Consider the following 20,242-nt stretch of genomic DNA (forward strand, 5'->3'; position numbering starts at 1 on the left):
CCCGATGTGCACCCATTCAGATCAGGTTCCCGGGTATTGCGCAATGATCTGATCGGTGCCCGCTTTAGTCAGGCCGACAATCTGATAAGCGTCGTGCTTGCCATCGACTTCCATCCCTGGCGAGCCTGCCGGCATACCGGGTGCAGCGATCCCGAGCAGGTCATCGCGTTTGCTCAGCGCAATAATTTGCTCAGCGGGTACATGGCCCTCAACAAACTTCCCGTTGAACATTGCGGTGTGGCAAGACGAGAGTCGTGGAGCAACACCAAGGTCCTGTTTAACCGCGCTCATGTTGGTTTCCAGATGATCAATGACGGTGAAACCGTTGGCCTCAAGGTGCTGAATCCACTGCTTGCAGCACCCGCAGTTTGCGTCTCGATGAACATCGATGGTCAGGGTCTGAGCTGCGTGAGCCGTTGAACCAATGAACAGTGCTGCGAATGTCGCGATGCGTAATGCTCGCAGGTGGAAGTTACTTTGCATGGCTATTTTCCTTGGCCTCGGCAGCGGTGTGAACCTTCGGCGAAGCAACAGAATTACTGCATGGGCGTGCGTGATGGTGAGGGTGTTGCTCAGGCAAATGCCTCAGAACCACATCCGAATACCGGCTACAAATCGAGCCTCATTGGTCTTTTGTCCTTCGTCTTCGGCCAGGTCGGCGGTTTTACCGTAGGAGCGATTCCAGGTCACCCCGATATAAGGGGCAAACTCACGGACAATTTCATAGCGCAAACGCAAGCCCACTTCGGTATTCGCCAAGCCTGAGCCAATGCCGCGCTGAGGGTCGTTTTTCCCGTAGAGATTCGCCTCGGCGGTCGGCTGCAAGATCAGGCGATTGGTGAGCAGAATGTCGTAGTCACCCTCGAACCGAGCGGCAGTCTGGCCGTTCTCGCCGATGTAAGCAGTCGCTTCGGTTTCGAAGTTGTAAAGGGCCATCCCCTGAATACCAAGAGCCCCCCATGTCTGCGGTGATCCGGGTTTGAAGTCCTGGCGTACGCCGGTGACGACATCCCACCATGGACCGATCGAGTGCCCCCAAAGCGCCTGGAGTTCGGCGCTCTCGGTTACGCCGTTGGTCCGTTCACCTTCCGAACGCAACCACAGGCGATCGACGTCTCCACCAATCCATCCTTTTGCATCCCAGCTCAGTGCACTGCCGTTGTCGGCATCCTGGTATTCGAACTTATCAAGCAGGACGAAGGAGTTGAGTTTCTTGTCGTGGACGCCATGACCAGCCACCGGTGGAAAGGCGGCTGCACGATCAGCGTCGGTCAGTACGGGAATGGGGGTACGACTCGTGGTGGTCGCTCCTGAGTCCATACTCTCCATACCGTCCATTTGGCTCAGGTCCATGTTCATCTTGCTGTGATCCATGGTTCCCATCGAACCGTGAGCCATCTCTTCAGCGGCGTTGGCCACGGTAAAGAAAGCAGGACTGACGGCGACCGCCAGTGCAATCAGGGCTGGGCGTAAAAGCTTACTGGTCATGGTCTCAAGCTGCCTTTCTGGATTTTTGCGCATAACCCGTCTCCTTTACTCATCAACCCGTACTTCACGGAACATGCCCATTTCCATATGGAACAGCAGGTGGCAGTGATAAGCCCAGCGACCCAGGGCATCGGCGGTGACTCGGTAGCTGCGTCTGGTTCCGGGGGGCATGTCGATCGTGTGTTTGCGCACCATGAATTTGCCGTTCTCATCCTCAAGGTCACTCCACATGCCGTGGAGGTGGATGGGGTGAGTCATCATGGTGTCGTTTACCAGTGTGATGCGAAGACGCTCGCCATACTTGAGGCGCAACGGTTCGGCATCGGAGAACTTGATGCCGTTGAACGACCACGAGAATTTCTCCATGTGACCGGTCAGATGCAGCTCAATGGTGCGATTGGGTTCGCGGCCGTCAGGATCCTGGAAGGTACTTTTCAGGTCGGAATAGGTGAGCACACGACGGCCGTTGTTGCGTAAGCCAATGCCAGGATCGTTGAGCTTCGGCGTTGGGCTCATGGCTTGCATGTCAACCAAGGGGTTGTTGGTTTCGGAGGCCGGGTGAGTCTGCATTTCTCCACCCATGCCAGCCATTCCCGACATATCACCATGGTCCATCCCGGCCATTTTGCTGTGATCCATGCCGGCCATGCTGGACATGTCGCCGTTATCCATACCGGTCATGCCGCCCTGGTCCATACCGGTCATATTGCCGTGGTCCATTGCGGTCATGCCAGACATGTCGCCGCCCATGCTGCCGTGATCCATGCCGGCCATACCGCCCATTCCCATGTCATCCATGGTCAAAAGAGGGCGCGGATCGATCGTCGGAACAGGCGCCTTCAACCCTTCGCGTACCGCCAGGGTTCCGCGTGCATAACCGGTTCGATCCATGGATTGGGCGAAAATGGTGTAAGCCTCCTGGCTGGAAGGCTCCACGATCACGTCATAGGTTTCAGCAGTGGCGATGCGAAATTCATCGACGCTGACCGGGTTGACGTGTTGGCCGTCGGCAGCCACAACAGTCATTTTCAAACCCGGGATACGGACGTCGAAATAGCTCATGGCCGAGCCGTTGATAAAGCGCAGGCGCAGCTTCTCACCCGGTTTGAAAATGCCGGTCCAGTTGCCATTGGGGGCCTGGCCATTCATGAGATAGGTGTATGTGTCCCCACTGACGTCTGCAAGATCGGTGGGGTTCATTTTCATCTCGGCCCACATCTTCCGATCGGCCACCGCCGCGGACCAGCCTTGCTTGCTGACATCGTCGATGAAGTCGCCAACAGTCCGTTTGCGGTGGTTGTAGTAGTCAGATTGCTTCTTGAGCTTGGCCATGACACGACCAGGATCTTCATCGGTCCAGTCGGTCAGCATCACCACATAATCGCGGTGGTATTGAAAAGGCTCGGGCTCTTTCGAGTCGATCACGATTGGACCGTAAACGCCTACCTGTTCCTGAAAACCCGAGTGGCTGTGGTACCAGTACGTACCGTTCTGATGAACCTTGAATGTGTACTCGTACATGCCATCGGGGGCGATGCCATGGAAGCTCAAACCAGGTACACCGTCCATGTTGGCCGGCAGGATGATCCCGTGCCAATGGATAGAAGTATCCTGGTCCAGGCGGTTTTTCACCCGCAATGTGACCGTTTCTCCTTCGCGCCAGCGCAGCAGAGGCCCGGGCAACGTGCCGTTGATGGTCATGGCTGTGCGCGGCGAACCGGTGATGTTTACCGGTGTTTCACCAATAAACAGATCAAATTCGTTGCCGCTCAGTACGCTCGGCAGGCCCGGGCTGGTGACTGCCCATACAGGCGTACGCCACAGGCCAAGGCCGCCAAGAATTCCACCCGCGGCCAGGCCTTTGACGAACGTCCGCCTAGAGGTTTTGGAGTGCATGCCGTTTATGTCCAATCAATCAAAAGGGGAGCTGTGCGAAACAACCAGTGAGTTGCTCATACAGGTTGAAGGCACTCTCTCGGGAGTTCGTATTAGTCCCGGATAAGTTTCGCCCGCCGTTGCCAGAGACGAATTGATACGGCAAGCGAGCCCGGAAATTGCCACATTTGAACCACCGCAGTGATTACATTTCTGTCAGCTTGGAATGCTCCAAGCTCTTCAGCAATTCTTGTGGTCCATCTCTTTGGTTTTGCTTTCGGCGACGGGAGGTTGGGTGCCTTGGGTTTGGGCTACTTGGTACGCTTGCATTGAGTTCTGTCTGGCAGCTTCCATGCGTTCGAATACGCGATCACTGCCGCCTTCGGCCATCGCCAGAGAAGAGACAGTCAAGGCCGCGATGATAAGCAAGGTTTTGACAGATTTCATTTGGGTATCCTTGGATGAGTGTTGTTTACCCCTTTGAGTCCACATCAGGATGATGATTCTTGGGGTTGAGCGTTAGGCTCGATACAACTTTAAAACTCGCCCCCTGTCAGAAGCCTTAAGTCAGCATTACCGTTTTGTCAGGTTGCAACTTCCTTCTTGAACATAGGTGTAAGCAGAATGCAGGTGCACCTCATGATGCCCAGCCTGGATGGCTGGGCAGTCCTTATTCAGGGCAAAGAGCCACTCCAAAGCTGACTGAAATGTAATCGCACGGCCTGCGTTCATGTGGCATCGTGTAGTCGCACTATAACGCTGGAGTCTTGGCCAAGTTCCCTGTGTTCAGTACGTACCAGGACGTGGAATACGCTGAGTATTCGTCTGTGGTTTTAACAAAAAACAAGAAGTAAAAACTGGATCTTCCCCCTACCAAACCTCGAACAACAGCTCATGCTGTGAGGAGTCTTGCATGTCATTCCTTAAAACCACCACCGTCGCGGCTGTACTGACCGCTGGTTTGCTTCTGAGTGCAGTTGCTCAAGCACATCCAAAACTTCTTTCCTCCACTCCAGCAGAAAGTTCGGATGCAGCGGCCCCTTCGAAAATTGAACTGCACTTTTCCGAGAACCTCACGACTCAGTTCTCCGGTGCAAAACTGATCATGACCGATATGCCTGGCATGCCGAACTCTCCAATGGGTGTTAAGGCCGGCGTCGCGGGTGGCAGTGATCCGAAAACGATGGTTATTACGCCCGCATCGCCATTGACCACGGGTACTTACAAAGTCGAATGGCGTGCCGTCTCTTCGGACACTCACCCGATGACCGGCAACTTTTCTTTCAAAGTGAAGTGATTCATGAGCGACTCAATAAATATCGTGGTTCGTTTTGCTCTTTATTTCGACCTGATGCTGTTATTCGGATTGGCCATTTTTGGCTTATACAGCCTCAGGGGAAAGGAAAGAGTATCGGGCACAACCTTGAATTTTGAGTCGCTTCTTTATGGTACTTCTGTGGCAGGTGTAGCCCTATCCCTGGCCGCCATGTTGTTGCTTGCGAAAGCAATGAGCGGTGTGTCGGGGTTTATGGAACTGCATCACCATATTTTTCAAATGGTCCTCATGGGGACTGACGTCGGGTTGACCTGGATGGTCCGAATAGCTGCTCTGGTAATGGCAATTATTGGCGTCGCATTGAATAAGCGCCTACCGACACTCAGCCTCTGGATCGTCACCGTATGTGGAGCCATTGCACTGGCCACCCTGGCGTGGACAGGACACGGTGCTATGGATGAAGGTAGCCGTCGCTATTGGCATTTCATCAGCGATATCTTCCACCTTTTAGCCGCAGGTGGCTGGCTGGGGGCTCTCGCGGCGTTCGCTCTACTGCTGCGTTTGAAGTCACTGAAGGGCGAGCAAGAGGCACGAATGCTTGCTCGGGTACTGACTGGATTTGAATCGGCTGGCGCGGTGATTGTAGTAATCCTGAGTATCACCGGCGTAGTGAATTACCTGTTTATCGTAGGTCCAACCCTCGATGAGGTGATGCTGAGCACTTATGGGATATTGCTGTTCCTGAAAGTCCTGCTGTTTTCCGGAATGATCGTACTGGCCACTCTCAATCGCTTTCATCTAAGCCCGCTGTTAGAGCGATCAGTTCGAAATGGCGAGTATTCGGTTGCGGTCAACGCTTTGCGGCGTAGCATGATCTTTGAGTTCTCAATGGCAGTCGTCATCGTGTGTCTTGTCGCTTGGTTAGGTACTTTGAGTCCAGGAGTGGAGATGAACGCTGCAAAGTGATTGATATCAATCAATGAAGGAGTTTAAAACTGGCAGAGGTTAAGGCCAGTATTAATACACGCTAAATTGACAGAAATATCGAGACGATCTTTTGCAAGGTAACGGCATGAGACACATGACTGTACCGGGCAAAAGGTCGTTTTTTATTGCCGCACATCTTTGTGTCAGACAAGCATTAGAACGACAGTGTTGGCCCCCGGGGATTCACTCATCGGAAACCATACAAATCTCCTCCCTCCCTATGAGACGTGGACTGTACGTGGTGCTCACCGCGCGGTGATCGTTGATAGTGTCGAAGTGTTTACGCATTCCAATGAGTGAGGCCAGGGGGGAGCAAAGCCCCCTGGCACGTTACGATCAAGGCATTTCTGGCAGTTCTTGTGGACGCAGATCGAACACCAGCACTTCAGCATCCACGCCGTTGCTCAAGGTCAACGCCTGTTCATCGCGAACCCGCACGCCATCACCTTCCTGCAATTGCAGGCCGTTGAGCTCGACCTTGCCACGCGCCACATGCACATAAGCGTAGCGATTCGCGGCGAGCGTGAGCGTGGCGGTTTCCTTGCCGTCGATCAGGCCGGCATAGACCCGGGCATCCTGACGCACCCGCAGCGAACCGTTGGCCCCATCGGAGGAGATGATCAGTTGCAGGCGCCCGCGTTTCTTCTGCGTGCTGAAGTGCTCTTGCTGATAACGCGGTTTGGCGCCGCTGACGTCCGGTACGATCCAGATTTGCAGGAAGTGCACCGGGCGGGTTGCCGAGTGGTTGTACTCGCTATGCGCCACGCCGCTGCCGGCGCTCATCAATTGCACGTCGCCAGGGCGGATCACCGAACCTGTGCCTAAAGTGTCCTTGTGTTCCAGGGCACCCTCGAGCACATAGGAGAAAATCTCCATGTCCCGGTGCGGGTGTTGGCCAAAGCCTTTACCAGCTGCCACGCGGTCATCGTTGATCACCAGCAGATCGGAAAAACCCTGCTCCCGCGGGTTGCGGTAGCTGGCAAAGGAAAAGGTATGGAACGACTTCAACCAACCGTGATTGGCCGCGCCGCGATCAGAGGCTTTGCGAGGGGTCAGCATGATGAAATCTCCTGTTTGGGACGAGAGTTCGTCCGAGTGAGGAGAAGGTTAATGTTTACCGGTGAGTGCAATAAGTAGATGAAAATTGAAATACTGTCTCGGTCAGGTTGACAGTTATGTGAGCGGGTTCATGTATTCTTGTTGTTACAAATGGCCATAATGTTCAGCGCTGACGCTACGTTTCCTATTTCTTTGATATCAGTGATTTCCAACCCATGAAAACCGTGGCAATGGTGCTGTTTCCAGACTTTCTCCTGCTTGATATGGCCGGGCCCATGGAGGTGTTTTCCATCGCCAACCGTTATCTGGAGCCGGGCGACCGTTATCAGCTGTCGATGATCGGCACCGAGCATGGCTTGCTGCGAGCTTCCAACGGTGTCAGCGTTCAGGCCGATGTGCATATCGATCAGGCGTGCGAGGGCTATGACCTGTTGCTGGTACCGGGCGGCCCGGGGGCCTACAACGAAAAACATCCGCCGCTGCTCACCTGGCTTCAGGGCGCCGTCAGCCGGGTGACCTGTTATGGCTCGATCTGTACGGGGGCGTTCATATTGGGGCATGCCGGTTTGCTGGACGGTTATCGGGTGACGACTCACTGGCATTACACGGAGCGGTTGATTCGAGCCTTCCCCGAGGCGACGGTGAAGACCGATCAGATTTACGTCCAGGATCGCAACCTGATCAGCTCTGGCGGGGTCACCGCCGGCATCGACCTGGCACTGGCGGTGGTCGCTCAGGATCACGGCAAGAAAATCGCCCAGGACGTGGCCAAGGTGTTGCTGGTGGTGATGAAGCGCCAGGGCGGACAGGCGCAGTTCAGCCCGTTGATGGCTGCGGTGGCACCCCAGGAAACGCCGGTGACCCGGGTGCAGAACCATGTGCTCGAACACCTTGATGAAGCCTTCAGCGTCGAGCGCATGGCCAGTCTGGCGAATATGAGTGCGCGACATTTCGCCCGGGTGTTTGCCCGTGAAGTGAATATGACGCCGATGGAGTTTCTGCAAAGTGCGCGCATCGACTGCGCCAGGAACCTGCTGGAAACCAGTGACCTGCCGCTCAAGACCGTCGCCTACAAGAGCGGCTTCGGCAGCGTGCGGCACATGCGTTTTCTGTTCAGTGAAAAACTGGGTCTGACTCCCGCCCAGTACCGCGAACAATTCAGCTAAAGCGTTCATGTCCGTCCAGCGCACCGCGATGGCCGTGACGCTCCCTCCATCGCCGTTGTACCGTCACCGATGCCTGCCAAGATACTCGTGGACTCTTGGCAATGGAGGTGCGGGAGCCTGGGCGAACTCGTGCAATGGATGATGCAGTACCTTGAGACGGGCCAGGTTTTCAGCACGTAAACGTGCATGAACAGACTCAGAGATTTAAATAGCAGTGCGGTGCTGCGGTTTGGCCCGTACGTGTTCCACACTCGTCAACGGCTGATCCTGGACGGTGATCGGCCGCTGCGTATGGGCGGACGGGCACTGGATATCCTCCAGGTACTGGTCGAGCGCGCGGGTAACGTGGTCAGCAAGGAAGAGCTGATTGCCAGCGTCTGGCCGACGTCGGTGGTCGAGGAGATCAACCTGCGCGTGCACATAGCTGCCCTGCGTCGGGCTCTCGGCGACGGCCAGAACGGGCAGCGCTACATCGTCAATATTCCCCGGTGCGGTTATAGCTTCATCGCCCCGGTGCAGTGTGAGTTGGACGGTGCGCTTTTCTCGATCGAGACCGTTCAAAAGCACCAGCACAACCTGCCTGCACGGATCACGCCAGTGACCGGCCGAGATTCGATCGTTGGTAGCGTGGTCCGGCAGTTGCCGGTTTATCGTTTCATGACCTTGGTCGGCCCCGCCGGCATTGGCAAGAGCACGGTGGCCTTGCGTGTGGCCGAACTGCTGTTGCCGCACTATCGCGATGGCGTCTGGATCGTTGATCTGGCGGCAATCGATGACCCCGCGCGGCTCGTCGATTATCTGAGCCAGACCCTTGAACTGGACGTTGGCGTGGATGCACTGGCGCAACGGCATGCATTGCTGGTGCTCGACAATTGCGAGCACGAGCTCGAACCTTGCCGTTCGCTGGTGGAGGGGCTATTGGTTTCGGCACCACGGTTATCGATCCTGGTCACCAGCCGTGAACCGCTGCGGGCGGCGGGGGAAACGGTCCAGCGATTGCCAGCCCTGGCGGTGCCGCCGATGTCGGCGCTGCAAAGTGTCAGCGAGGTTATGAGCTATTCGGCGGTGCAACTGTTTGTCAGCCGTGCCCGTGCCCGCCAACAAGGCTTTGCTCTGCGTGAACAGGACCTCAAGGCTGTGCGGGAAATCTGTCGGCGCCTCGACGGTCTGCCCCTGGCCATCGAACTGGCAGCGGCGCAGATCGATGCCCTGGCACTGGTTGGGCTGCGAGCACAACTGGACAACTGTTTTCAACTGCTGACCCAAGGCCGGCGCACCGCTGTGCCACGGCATCAGACGCTCAAGGCCGCGCTGGACTGGAGCTATCAGCGGCTGAGCCCGCTGGAGCAGACCGTACTGCAGGGGCTGGCGGTGTTCAAAATAGCTTTTACGTTGGACGCTGCGATCGGTGTCATCAGTTGTGCGGTGCTGCGGTCCACCAGTCTGGCAGAGGTGATAGAGCGGCTGGTGCTGAAATCGCTGTTGTCGGTTGAACAGGGTGATGGCATGACACGTTATCGGTTTCTCAACACTACCCGCACTTACGTACTGGAAAAGCTTGAACTGAGCGGGCTGCGGCGAGTATTTGAAATGCGTTATGCCCGCTATATCAGCCGGGCACGCTGGGTTTCAGGACGGCCTATGTCGTTGCAGCTCGTCGAGCAGACGGCGGACTTTGCTTAGGTCTGGTGTGGCAAAGCCCTCGGTGAAGCGGTTGTAGATCGGCGCCAGCAGGTCGTGGGCTTGTTGGAGGCGGCCTTGACGTTGCCAAAGCTCGGCCAGTGATGTGGCAGTGCGCAGCTCCCACGCCAGAGCGCCCTGGGCTTTTGCCACTGCCAGCGCTTTGAGCAGCACGGTCTCGGCTGCACTTCGGCTGTTCTCTGCAAGCAGAGCATTCGCTCTGGCCCGAAGGATCTCCGCCGTGCTCCAACCCGCAGCGCCGTTTTCGGCCCGTGTCAGCAATGCGTCATCGACGAAACCGCTATCGAGGGTGACCATGATTTCCTTGATCAGCCCGGTGCCGGGTTGCGGGTCTGGATGTGCACCATGGCTATCGATCACCTGTGCATAGTGTCGGGCCCAGTTGTAGAACAACAGCACCGAATGTTTTTGTGCTTGTTCGAGCAGCAGGCGCAAGAGGTCGCGGGCAGTTTGAGTGTCGCCGTTGTAGTGGGCGATCAGGCAACCGGACAGTGCCAGCGTGTAGCAGATGGACGTGCCGTGGTCGATCTGAAGCGCAATGTCCAACGCCTGACGCGCGGTGCTCCAGGCCTTTTCCGGATGGCCTTGTAGCCAGAGGATCCGCGCAAGAATGGTCAGGGCGGCGACGCTCTGGTCGTACTGCACGCCAAAGCCGTGGGTGAAGCGATTGAGGTGTCCGCTCTGGGCCATGCGCTGAATGACCTGTTCAGCACTCTCCCGTGCCCGTTGTTGATCCCCGGCAAAGTGCAGGGCCAGCACCTGCAAACGGTGTGTACTCAGGGACACTGCGGCGTTGCCTTGCACACCCAGGCGATCGAATTGCTGGCTCTGTTCCAGAGCTGTTTGGTAGTTGCCGCAACTGAGGTTGACCGCCATGTGCCCGGACACGGCCCTGAGCTGACCGGCCACATCGTTGCAGCGTTCGGCCAGGGTTCTGGCGCTCACAAAGGCTTCGACGGTTTCGGCGGTGCCGCCTTGGGTGTGGTAGCAGGAGCTGCCGAGGGCGAGCTTGAGGGCCATTTTCAGACGAGGGCAGGGCTCGGGCGTCAATTCGAGCAGTGCCAGGGCCTTGCGCACGTACACGCCGTGTTCCTTGAGCAGCGACAGTTCCTGCCAGAGTGGCGTCGAAACCGAAGCCAGTCGGATCGCCACAGCCTGCGGTCCTTGAGCGTTCAAGCCCCAGTCCAGGGCCGAGCGGATGTCTTCCAGACTGCGGGCGTAACGCTCGATCCATATATCGGTCTGGATGTGCTCCCAGTCGTTCTGGGCCTGATGCATCAATGCCAGGCAGCGCTCGGCGTGGCGTTCCAGGGTGTCTGGCAAATCATTGGCCTGGTCGAGTTTTTCCAGGGCATAGCTGCGGGTGGTATCGAGCAGACGGTAGAACACCTGCTCGTCGCCGACCTCCACGTTCAGCAGTGACTTGGCCACCAGTTGCGTAATCGCGCCAAACACCTCGCGGGGTTCGATGTGTTCGCCGACAATCACCGCGGCCGCCGATTCCAGCGTGAAACCGCCCCTGAACACACCCAGTCGGCGCAGGCAGGTTTGTTCGCAGGTACTCAGCAGCTCGAAGCTCCAGTCGAGTGTCGCGCGCAGGGTCTGATGCCGTCCCAGCGCCGTCTGGCAGCCCTGTGCGAGCAGACGAAAACTGCCTTGCAGTTGCGTCAGCAATCCACTTAGACCAAGGCTGTTCACTTGCGCTGCGGCCAGTTCGATCGCCAAAGGAATGCCGTCCAGGCGGCGACAAATCTCGATCGCCAGAGGCAGTTCAGCATCGCTCAGTTCGAAGCTGTCATGGCTGGCCATCGCCCGTTCGATGAACAATTGCACAGCCGAAAAGCTCAAGGCCTGGGAGCGGTCCAGCGCAGCGATGGGCGGTGGGCAGTCCAGGGACTCGAGGCGCTGAACGAATTCGCCTTCGGCCCGCAGGCTCTCGCGACTGGTGGCCAGAATGTGCACATCGGGCGCGCCACGAAGGATGCTTTCGCTGAGCAACGCAACGGCGTCGATCAGATGTTCGCAGTTGTCGATGACCAGCAGCATTTGCCGCTCGCGCAGGAAGGTCGTGAGACAGTTCATCGGTTCAGTGTCGTGCAACGACAGGTCCAGCAGCGTCGCCAGGTGAGTGGCGATCATCAACGGGTCGCTGATCTGGGCCAGGTCCAGCAGGCGAATGCCGTCCCGGTAGCGACCGATCAGTTGTTCGGCGACGCGCAGTGCCACCGTGGTCTTGCCGATACCGCCAGGGCCAACGAGGGTGATCAGGCGTTGGCGTGGCAAGTTCGTCACCAGACTGTCGACCAAGGCCTGGCGACCGATCATGCGAGTCCGACGAATGGGCAGGTTATGGCCGCTCTGCTCGTGGCCGCTGCTCGGCGGACGTTGCTCGATGTGCTCCAGCGAGTACGGCGCGACAAAGCTGTAACCACGCTGGGCCACGGTGACGATGTAGCGCTGGCCGGCTTGACCGTCGCCGAGGGCTTTGCGCAGCGCCGCGATGTGCACTCGCAAATTGATGTCTTCGACTACGCATTTGGGCCAGACCTGCGCGATCAATTGCTGCTTGCTGACTACATTCCCGGCGTGTTCCAGCAGGATCAACAGAATGTCCATGGCGCGCCGACCCAGGCGCAGCGGCTGGTCGGCCTCCAGCACCAGACGTTGTCCGGGGTAGACCCGGTAAGGGCCGAAATGCACAGCCTGTTCGGGGGAAAGGGTCAACGGGTCACTCCTGCTTGTGTCCTTCTATCTCGCGGTATTCGAGCATGTTCTTCAGATTTTTTCGTCAACGCAACGCAGTGACCGAGCGACTGTCCTGCGTGTGCAGTGTATGCAGCGTTTGCGGCACCGTTCGCAAGCGCTGTATTTACGGGGCGCGGCGGTGACAAAAGGCTGAGTCGCGGCTTTAGGCGCACCGTTGAAAATTAACAACGTTTAACTCGTCCTGCGCCCTGTTTACGCCCAAAAATACACTACTTCCAGTCCATCAACCGAAGGCGCCGGTCTTCGTGCAGCAAAAGGGATGAACACTTCAGGAGGATGCCGGAATGAGCGACGTGGTAGTGGTCTATCACAGCGGCTATGGTCATACGCGGGTTATCGCCGAAGCCGTGGCTCAGGGTGTGGAGCGACACCTGGGCAGTACCTGCCAATTGATTGCGGTCGAGGAAGTGGATGGACACTGGGACCGCTTGCACCGCGCCGACGCGATCATCTTTGGTGCCCCGACGTACATGGGCAGCGCATCGGCGTCGTTCAAGGGCTTCATGGAGGCTACTGCGTCGTTCTACCTGGCGCAGCCCTGGCGCGACAAATTGGCCGCCGGGTTCACCAACTCCGGCTGTCTGTGCGGCGACAAGCTCAACACCTTGCTGCAGATGGCCGTGTTCGCCGCTCAGCACTCGATGATCTGGGTCGGCCTCGACCTGCTGCCGGCGCGTTCCAGCAGCGGGGTATTCGATGGGCAATTGAATCGCCTGGGCAGCTCTCTGGGCGCCATGGCCCAGTCGAATGTCGAGCAGTCTCCCGAACAAGCGCCACCTGTTGAAGATCGCCGCACCGCCGCGCACTTGGGCGAGCGGGTGGCGCGCCTGGCCGAGCGCATGGGCCATCCATCGAATTGATTCACCCAAACACCCCCTACGCCTTAATTAAGGAGCAATCGCCATGAGCACATTTACCACCCGCGACGGTACCGAGATTTACTACAAGGACTGGGGCACCGGCCAGCCCATTGTCTTCAGCCACGGTTGGCCGCTGAATGCCGACAGCTGGGAATCACAGATGATCTACCTGGCGTCCAAGGGCTACCGGGTCATCGCCCATGACCGCCGTGGTCACGGTCGCTCCAGCCAGCCCTGGTCCGGCAATGAAATGGACACCTACGCCGACGACCTCGCGCAGTTGATCGAGCTGCTGGATCTGCAAAACGCGGTGCTGTTCGGTTTCTCCACCGGCGGTGGTGAAGTAGCGCGTTACATCGGTCGTCATGGCACTGGGCGAATCGCCAAGGCCGGGCTGATTTCCGCGGTGCCGCCGTTGATGCTCAAGACCGAAGCCAATCCAGGCGGCCTGCCGATGGAAGTGTTCGACGGTCTGCGTCAGGCGTCCCTGGCGGACCGTTCGCAGCTGTACAAAGACGTCGCCAGCGGGCCATTCTTTGGTTTCAACAAACCGGGTGCCAAACCTTCCCAGGGCATGATCGACTGGTTCTGGATGCAGGGCATGACGGCTGGTCACAAGAATGCCTACGACTGTATCAAGGCGTTCTCCGAAACCGACTTCACCGAAGACCTGAAAAAGTTCGACGTGCCGACCCTGGTGGTGCATGGCGACGCTGACCAGATCGTGCCGATCGAAGCCGCCGGTATCGCCTCGGCCAAACTCGTCAAAGGTTCGAAGCTGCTGGTCTATCCAGGCGCGCCTCATGGCCTGACCGACACCCACAAGGATCAGCTCAACGCCGATCTGCTGGCGTTCCTCAAGGCCTGATCAAAATCAAAAGATCGCAGACTGCGCCAGCTCCTACACGGACATGTGTACACCCGTAGGAGCTGCCGCAGGCTGCGATCTTTTGCTGTTGAGAGAGGGCAGGGCACGCACCGCCTGACAACGCCAGGCAAACGGATTGATGCCTTCGCTGCGGGTGAACATGTGGCAGAAGTGTGCCTGATCGCAGAACCCGCACTCCAGACTGATTTGGGTCAGGGTCAGGTCGGTGTTCTGGATCAATTGCTTGGCCCGGGCGATACGCTGGCAACGAATCCAGCCCTGAGGCGACAGGCCGGTGCTGCATTTGAAGGCCCGGGAGAAATGACTGCGCGACAGGGCGCAGGCCCGAGCGAGCTCGGTGACTTCCAGTGTTTCACTCAGACCGTCGAGGATCAGTTTTTTGACCAGGCTTTCTCGCCAGGGAGAGAGGCCTCCAGTGGTGGTTTTTCGCGTTTGTGTGACCGACGCCCTGACGGCGTTGTGCTCAATGTGGGCCATGACAAAATTCCGTGTCGGTGGGAATGCGCTGGCGCACTGCGCGGAGGGTCAGCCGCTTCCCGCTATAGAAAACAGGTCTGCACAGAGGGGGTCATTTTTGGTCGCGGGGCGCTGGCTTACGAGTTAAACGTTGTTAATTCCGTGCGCGTGCGGCAGCGAGCAATTGCACTGACTCAGCACATGGCTGCAATTTTCGAGGTGTGGGACGAGTGCATGATTTAGCCCAAATGGCGGGCGTGTGGATGGCCGCTTTCTCTGACTCGATCAAAGGTGAAGGCATGAAGCATTCTCTGAAGTGCACGCTGAGCGGATTCGGCCTGGCATTGGCGCTGACATCGGTTGGCGCACTGGCTCAGGCACCGACCCAGATGGCTACTCAGGTACCTGGTTACTACCGGCTGGCAGTGGGCGATTACGAAGTGACGGCGCTGTTCGATGGCTACAACGATCTGTCGCCGAATCTGCTCAATGGCCTGAGCCAGAGCCAGATCCGTGCATTACTGGCCCGTCGCTCGATTGAAACGCCGGGGGTGCAGACAGCGTTCAACGCTTTTCTGATCAATACCGGCAAGCAGCTGATCCTGGTGGACACGGGAGCGGGGCAGTGCATCGGGGCCACCGCCGGCATGCTCGCGGCGAACATGAAAGCGTCCGGTTATCAGCCGGAACAGGTCGACACTATCCTGCTCACTCACCTGCACCTGGACCATGTTTGCGGGCTGGTGGACGACAAGCAGCAGCCGGTGTTCACCAACGCAACGGTCTACGCGGCGAAGGCGGAAGCCGATTACTGGCTCGATCCTCAGGCCATGGCCAAAGCACCCGCCGGTGCCAAGGAGTTTTTCAGGATCGCTCAGGATTCAACCGCGCCTTACGTTGCCGCGGGGCGCTTCAAGACCTTCGACGCCGGTCAGTCGCCGGTGCCGGGTATCGTCGATGCCGAGCTGGAAGCCGGGCACACGCCGGGCAGCACCACGTACCGCCTCACCTCTCAGGGGCAGAGCGTTCTGTTCATGGGCGATCTGGTGCATAACCTGGCGGTGCAGTTCGAGCATCCCGAAGTGTCGATCCGCTTCGACGTCGACAGTCAGCAGGCGATCAAGAGCCGGGACAAAGTCTTCACTGACGCGGCAACGAGCAAGATTTGGGTGACCGCGGCGCACCTGCCGTTTCCGGGTGTAGGCCACATCACCACGGTGGACAGGCACTTCCAGTGGGTGCCTATCGAATACGGGCCTTACAAGCGGGCGGCAAAAGTACCGATGATCGAGTGAAGCGCGACCGACTCGTACCTGGCTGAAAACACAATGGGACTGTACCTGTGAACCGTAACGATCTGCGCCGTGTAGACATGAATCTGTTGGTGATTTTCGAGGCCCTGATGTTCGAAAAGAACCTGACCCGTGTGGCTGAAAAACTGTTCATGGGACAACCGGCCGTGAGCGCTGCGCTGGGCCGCCTACGGGATTTGTTCGACGACCCGCTACTGTTGCGCAACGGTCGCGGGATGGAGCCAACGGCGCGGGCATTGGCGATTCTTAAAGAGTTGCAACCGGCGATGGACACCATCTCGGGTGCCGTCAGCCGGGCCAAGGAGTTCGATCCGGCAACGAGCTGCGATGTGTTTCGAATAGGTCTTTCGGACGATGCCGAATTTGGTTTGTTCCCGCCGTTGTTGCGTCAGCTGCAGCAGGAGGCACCGGGAATTGTGGTGGTAGTGCGCCGGGCCAATTATCTGTTGATGCCGGCTTTGCTGGCATCGGGGGAGATTTCCGTGGGGGTCAGTTACACCACCGAATTGCCGGCCAACGCCAAGCGCAAGAGGCTGCGTGATATCGCCTGCAAAGTGTTGCGCGGTGACAACCGGCCCGGTGAGCTGACGCTCGATGAATATTGCCAGCGACCCCATGCGATGGTGTCGTTCTCTGGCGACCTGAGCGGCAATATCGACCTCGATCTGGCCAAGGTCGGTCGTACCCGACGAGTGGTGCTGGGGGTTCCGCAATTCAGTGGTTTGCGGGCGATGCTCGCTGGTACCGAAATGATCGCCACCGTGCCCGACTACGCGGCGTGTGCGCTGGTTGAAGGATGTGCCTTGAGAGCCGAAGACCCGCCGTTTCCCATCGATGCGGCGCAACTGTCGATGGCCTGGAGCGGCGTCCACGACAACGATCCGGCAGAGCGCTGGTTACGTTCGCGGATCACTCAGTACATGTCTGAACCCTTGAACATCACAACCCCTAGGCAGTACTGAAAGCCGGGTCGCAAAGAGAGCACGTGCATTCAATTTTTTGTGCCCTGGCATTGGCACTATCGAATCGGTTATCGGCGCGTCAACGTCGGTGTTTTTCAACTGGGCTATGCTCAATGATCGTTTTGCCGGAGCTTTCGGTTATGCCTGATTCCAATCGCCTCGACACTGCAACTGCGCGGCCGGGTTTCGATGAGGTCGTGACCTTGATCGTCAAACACCGGATCAAGGCCGGTTTTGAAGCACCCTATGAAGCCTGGTTGCGGCGCATTGTCGGTATCGCCGGGCAGAGCGAGGGACATTTGGGCGTGGACGTGATTCGCGGCAAGAATGCCGGTCTCGACATGTTCACTTGCGTGCTGCGTTTTTGCTCCACCGAGGCGATGCAGCGCTGGCTCGATTCGCCGCAACGGCTGGAGTTGGTCAACGAAGCCACGCCGATGCTGGCGGATGGGGACCAGACCGAGGTTAACCCGGTCAAGGAGTTCTGGTTCGCGCCACAGGACGATGCCGGTTCGCCACCGCCGCGCTGGAAACAGGCCGTGGTGACGCTGCTGGTGATTCTGCCGCATACCTTGCTGGTGCCGCTGATCTGGGGCCCGCTGCTCAAGCTCAACGCCTTTCTGTCCAATTACGTGGTTGCCACTTTTCTGATCACCGTGACCATTGTGGTTTCGGTGGTGTACCTGTTCATGCCCAGGGCGACGCGTCTGTTCGCGCCGTGGCTGAAAGCCGGACAACCTCATTCCACTCTGCCTGAGGAAAACCAATGAACGCCGATCTGATTCTGTTCAATGGCCAATTTCATACCGTTGACCGTGAAAAACCCCTCGCCAGTGCGGTCGCGATCAGCAATGGTCGCTTCGTCACGGTGGGTACCGATGCCGAGGCCATGGCCCTGCGCGGTTCGGGCACCCAGGTCATTGACCTCAAGGGCCGCTGCGTTATCCCTGGCCTCAACGACTCGCACTTGCACTTGATTCGTGGCGGCTTGAACTACAACCTCGAACTGCGCTGGGAAGGCGTGCCGTCCCTGGCCGATGCCCTGCGCATGCTCAAGGACCAGGCCGACCGCACGCCGACGCCGCAATGGGTGCGGGTGGTCGGTGGCTGGAACGAATTCCAGTTTGCCGAAAAGCGCATGCCGACGATTGAAGAACTCAACCAGGCTGCGCCGGATACGCCGGTATTCGTTTTGCACTTGTACGACCGCGCCTTGCTCAACCGCGCAGCGCTCAAGGTTGTCGGTTACACGCGCAACACGCCGAACCCACCGGGTGGCGAGATTGTGCGCGACGCCAACGGCGAGCCGACCGGCATGTTGGTGGCCCGTCCGAACGCGATGATTCTTTACTCGACCCTGGCCAAAGGGCCGAAGTTGCCGCTGGAATATCAGGTCAACTCGACCCGTCAGTTCATGCGTGAACTCAATCGCCTGGGGCTGACCAGCGCCATCGATGCGGGCGGTGGTTTCCAGAATTACCCGGACGATTACGCGGTGATCGAGCAGTTGGCCAAGGACCAGCAACTGACGATTCGCATTGCTTATAACCTGTTCACCCAGAAGCCCAAGGAAGAGCTGACCGACTTCAAGAACTGGACCAGCAGCGTCACCCTGCATCAGGGCGACGATTACCTGCGGCACAACGGCGCCGGTGAAATGCTGGTGTTTTCGGCGGCGGATTTCGAGGACTTCCTCGAACCGCGTCCGGACCTGCCGCAGACCATGGAACAGGAACTGGAACCGGTGGTTCGCCACTTGGTCGAGCAACGCTGGCCGTTCCGCCTGCACGCCACCTACAACGAATCCATCAGCCGCATGCTCGATGTGTTCGAGAAGGTCAATCGCGACATTCCGTTCAACGGTTTGCCGTGGTTCTTTGACCACGCTGAAACCATCACTCCACAGAACATCGAGCGGGTGAAGGCGCTGGGTGGCGGCATCGCGATTCAGGACCGCATGGCGTTCCAGGGAGAATACTTCGTCGACCGTTACGGCAGCAAAGCCGCCGAGCACACGCCGCCGATCAAACGCATGCTCGCCGAGGGCGTGCCGGTCGGCGCGGGCACCGACGCCACACGCGTTTCCAGCTACAACCCGTGGACCTCGCTGTACTGGATGGTCAGCGGCCGCACCGTCGGTGGTCTGGCGTTGTACGAGGAAGGCTTGCCGCGCACCACTGCGCTGGAGCTGTTCACCCACGGCAGCGCCTGGTTCTCGTCCGAACAGGGCAAGAAGGGCCAGATCAAGGTCGGGCAACTGGCGGACCTGGCAGCGTTGAGCGCTGACTTCTTCAGTGTCGAGGAAGAAGCGATCAAGTGGATCGAGTCGGTACTGACGGTGGTCGGCGGCAAGGTGGTGTACGCCGCCGGCGACTTCGAAAAACTCGGCCCGGCCAGCGTGCCGGTACTGCCGGACTGGTCGCCGGTGATGAAAGTCCCCGGCCACTGGCGCCCGAATTCGCCGATGCAGGCTCAGGTCCATCATTGCAGCGGCCCGTGCGCGGTGCATACGCACAGCCATGAAAAGGCGCGCCAGTCGAATGCGCCGGTCAGCGATTTCGCCGGTTTCTGGGGCGCATTCGGCTGTTCCTGCTTCGCCTTCTGATTCCGAAACAAAGCGCCGGTCTTGGTGACCGGCGCTCCCCCGCAACAACCATCCATCGAGGAGTTTCACATGAGCAACGTTCCTTACTCGCGTCTGAACAAAGACGATGCCGTTGTGCTGTTGGTCGACCACCAGACCGGCCTGATCTCGCTGGTGCAGGATTTCAGCCCGAACGAGTTCAAGAACAACGTCCTGGCGCTGGGCGACATCGCCAAGTTCTTCAACCTGCCGACCATCCTGACCACCAGTTTCGACAGCGGCCCGAACGGCCCGATCGTGCCGGAACTCAAAGAGCAATTCCCGGACGCGCCGTTCATTGCCCGCCCTGGCCAGATCAACGCCTGGGACAACGCAGACTTCGTCAAAGCCATCAAGGCCACCGGCCGCAAGCAACTGATCATCGCCGGTGTGGTGACTGACGTGTGCGTGGCGTTCCCGACCCTGTCGGCGCTTGCTGAAGGTTTTGAAGTGTTCGTGGTCACCGATGCTTCCGGCACCTTCAACACCACCGTGCAACAAGCGGCGTGGGCGCGGATGTCGGCCGCCGGTGCGCATCTGATGAACTGGTTCGCGGTGGCCTGCGAGCTGCAAGTCGACTGGCGCAATGACATGGAAGGTCTGGCGAACCTGCTGTCGCAGCGTCTGCCGAACTATCGAAATCTGATCAATAGCTATACCAAGTTCACTGCCAAGTAATCTGCTGAAAAAAAATGCCCGCCGATGGCGCAATGCTGTTCACTTACGCCGATGCTTCAGGCATATCCGCAGTTGTGGCGAGGGAGCTTGCTCCCGCTGGGGCGCGAAGCGGCCCTGAATTGGGCCTGCTACGCAGTCCAGCG

Annotated in this window: 18 protein-coding genes; 11 read left to right on the forward strand and 7 right to left on the reverse strand. The window is 58.4% G+C overall.

What is annotated here, in order from left to right; translation table 11 throughout:
- Positions 1-21: 21 nt before the first annotated feature.
- The 4 genes from AC3WK5_RS13485 to AC3WK5_RS13500 form a co-directional block, all read right to left on the reverse strand.
- Complete coding sequence (locus tag AC3WK5_RS13485; RefSeq protein WP_103320136.1) at positions 22-483, reverse strand: DUF411 domain-containing protein; 462 nt, start codon at positions 481-483, stop codon at positions 22-24.
- A gap of 102 nt (positions 484-585) precedes the next feature.
- Positions 586-1,521, reverse strand: a complete 936-nt coding sequence (locus tag AC3WK5_RS13490; protein ID WP_103320138.1) for a copper resistance protein B — start codon at positions 1,519-1,521, stop codon at positions 586-588.
- Between the two features lie 12 nt (positions 1,522-1,533).
- Positions 1,534-3,384 carry a copper resistance system multicopper oxidase gene (locus AC3WK5_RS13495; RefSeq protein WP_103320139.1) on the reverse strand — a complete coding sequence of 617 codons (1,851 nt, stop codon included), beginning with the start codon at positions 3,382-3,384 and terminating at the stop codon, positions 1,534-1,536.
- A gap of 219 nt (positions 3,385-3,603) precedes the next feature.
- Positions 3,604-3,810: a co-regulatory protein PtrA N-terminal domain-containing protein gene (locus AC3WK5_RS13500; protein WP_054596897.1), complete on the reverse strand. Its 207-nt coding sequence runs from the start codon at positions 3,808-3,810 to the stop codon at positions 3,604-3,606.
- Positions 3,811-4,276: 466 nt separating this feature from the next.
- Between AC3WK5_RS13500 and copC the strand changes: the two genes are divergently transcribed.
- Entirely contained in the window at positions 4,277-4,660 is a 384-nt protein-coding gene (copC, locus tag AC3WK5_RS13505; protein ID WP_054596898.1) for a copper homeostasis periplasmic binding protein CopC, read from the forward strand.
- Positions 4,661-4,663: 3 nt separating this feature from the next.
- Positions 4,664-5,605 carry a copper homeostasis membrane protein CopD gene (gene copD, locus AC3WK5_RS13510; RefSeq protein ID WP_103320141.1) on the forward strand — a complete coding sequence of 314 codons (942 nt, stop codon included), beginning with the start codon at positions 4,664-4,666 and terminating at the stop codon, positions 5,603-5,605.
- A 357-nt stretch (positions 5,606-5,962) separates the two neighbouring features.
- On the opposite strand, the gene AC3WK5_RS13515 is transcribed toward copD, so the two are convergent.
- On the reverse strand, positions 5,963-6,685 hold the full coding sequence (locus tag AC3WK5_RS13515) for a pirin family protein (RefSeq protein WP_103320143.1): 723 nt from the start codon (positions 6,683-6,685) through the stop codon (positions 5,963-5,965).
- A 215-nt stretch (positions 6,686-6,900) separates the two neighbouring features.
- On the opposite strand from AC3WK5_RS13515, the gene AC3WK5_RS13520 reads away from it, so the two are divergent.
- On the forward strand, positions 6,901-7,851 hold the full coding sequence (locus AC3WK5_RS13520; RefSeq protein ID WP_103320145.1) for a GlxA family transcriptional regulator: 951 nt from the start codon (positions 6,901-6,903) through the stop codon (positions 7,849-7,851).
- Between the two features lie 186 nt (positions 7,852-8,037).
- Positions 8,038-9,534 (forward strand): ATP-binding protein, encoded by a 1,497-nt coding sequence (locus AC3WK5_RS13525; protein ID WP_103320146.1) that lies wholly within the window; start codon positions 8,038-8,040, stop codon positions 9,532-9,534.
- On the opposite strand, the gene AC3WK5_RS13530 is transcribed toward AC3WK5_RS13525, so the two are convergent.
- On the reverse strand, positions 9,481-12,276 hold the full coding sequence (locus AC3WK5_RS13530; protein ID WP_103320148.1) for an ATP-binding protein: 2,796 nt from the start codon (positions 12,274-12,276) through the stop codon (positions 9,481-9,483). The two genes, AC3WK5_RS13525 and AC3WK5_RS13530, sit on opposite strands and share 54 nt — an antisense overlap.
- A gap of 326 nt (positions 12,277-12,602) precedes the next feature.
- Between AC3WK5_RS13530 and AC3WK5_RS13535 the strand changes: the two genes are divergently transcribed.
- Both AC3WK5_RS13535 and AC3WK5_RS13540 read left to right on the forward strand, forming a co-directional pair.
- Positions 12,603-13,178 (forward strand): flavodoxin family protein, encoded by a 576-nt coding sequence (locus tag AC3WK5_RS13535; protein ID WP_103320150.1) that lies wholly within the window; start codon positions 12,603-12,605, stop codon positions 13,176-13,178.
- A gap of 43 nt (positions 13,179-13,221) precedes the next feature.
- A complete protein-coding gene (locus AC3WK5_RS13540; RefSeq protein ID WP_054596905.1) occupies positions 13,222-14,046 on the forward strand; it encodes an alpha/beta fold hydrolase in 825 nt (274 codons plus the stop codon).
- A 33-nt stretch (positions 14,047-14,079) separates the two neighbouring features.
- On the opposite strand, the gene AC3WK5_RS13545 is transcribed toward AC3WK5_RS13540, so the two are convergent.
- The gene (locus tag AC3WK5_RS13545) at positions 14,080-14,544 is read right to left on the reverse strand and encodes a helix-turn-helix domain-containing protein (RefSeq protein WP_103320152.1); all 465 of its coding nucleotides are present in this window, start codon (positions 14,542-14,544) and stop codon (positions 14,080-14,082) included.
- 278 nt (positions 14,545-14,822) lie between these two features.
- Between AC3WK5_RS13545 and AC3WK5_RS13550 the strand changes: the two genes are divergently transcribed.
- The 5 genes from AC3WK5_RS13550 (at position 14,823) to ycaC (ending at position 20,099) form a co-directional block, all read left to right on the forward strand.
- On the forward strand, positions 14,823-15,818 hold the full coding sequence (locus AC3WK5_RS13550; protein ID WP_103320160.1) for an MBL fold metallo-hydrolase: 996 nt from the start codon (positions 14,823-14,825) through the stop codon (positions 15,816-15,818).
- A gap of 47 nt (positions 15,819-15,865) precedes the next feature.
- Positions 15,866-16,798: a LysR family transcriptional regulator gene (locus tag AC3WK5_RS13555; protein ID WP_103320154.1), complete on the forward strand. Its 933-nt coding sequence runs from the start codon at positions 15,866-15,868 to the stop codon at positions 16,796-16,798.
- Positions 16,799-16,938: 140 nt separating this feature from the next.
- Positions 16,939-17,568, forward strand: coding sequence for an antibiotic biosynthesis monooxygenase (locus AC3WK5_RS13560; RefSeq protein WP_103320156.1), 630 nt, complete (start codon positions 16,939-16,941; stop codon positions 17,566-17,568).
- Positions 17,565-19,403 (forward strand): amidohydrolase, encoded by a 1,839-nt coding sequence (locus AC3WK5_RS13565; protein WP_103320158.1) that lies wholly within the window; start codon positions 17,565-17,567, stop codon positions 19,401-19,403. Before AC3WK5_RS13560 ends, AC3WK5_RS13565 begins: the two co-directional genes overlap by 4 nt.
- Positions 19,404-19,472: 69 nt before the next feature.
- Positions 19,473-20,099 carry an isochorismate family cysteine hydrolase YcaC gene (gene ycaC, locus AC3WK5_RS13570; protein WP_019690857.1) on the forward strand — a complete coding sequence of 209 codons (627 nt, stop codon included), beginning with the start codon at positions 19,473-19,475 and terminating at the stop codon, positions 20,097-20,099.
- Positions 20,100-20,242 lie beyond the last annotated feature (143 nt).

Source organism: Pseudomonas sp. FW306-02-D09B (assembly GCF_058782685.1).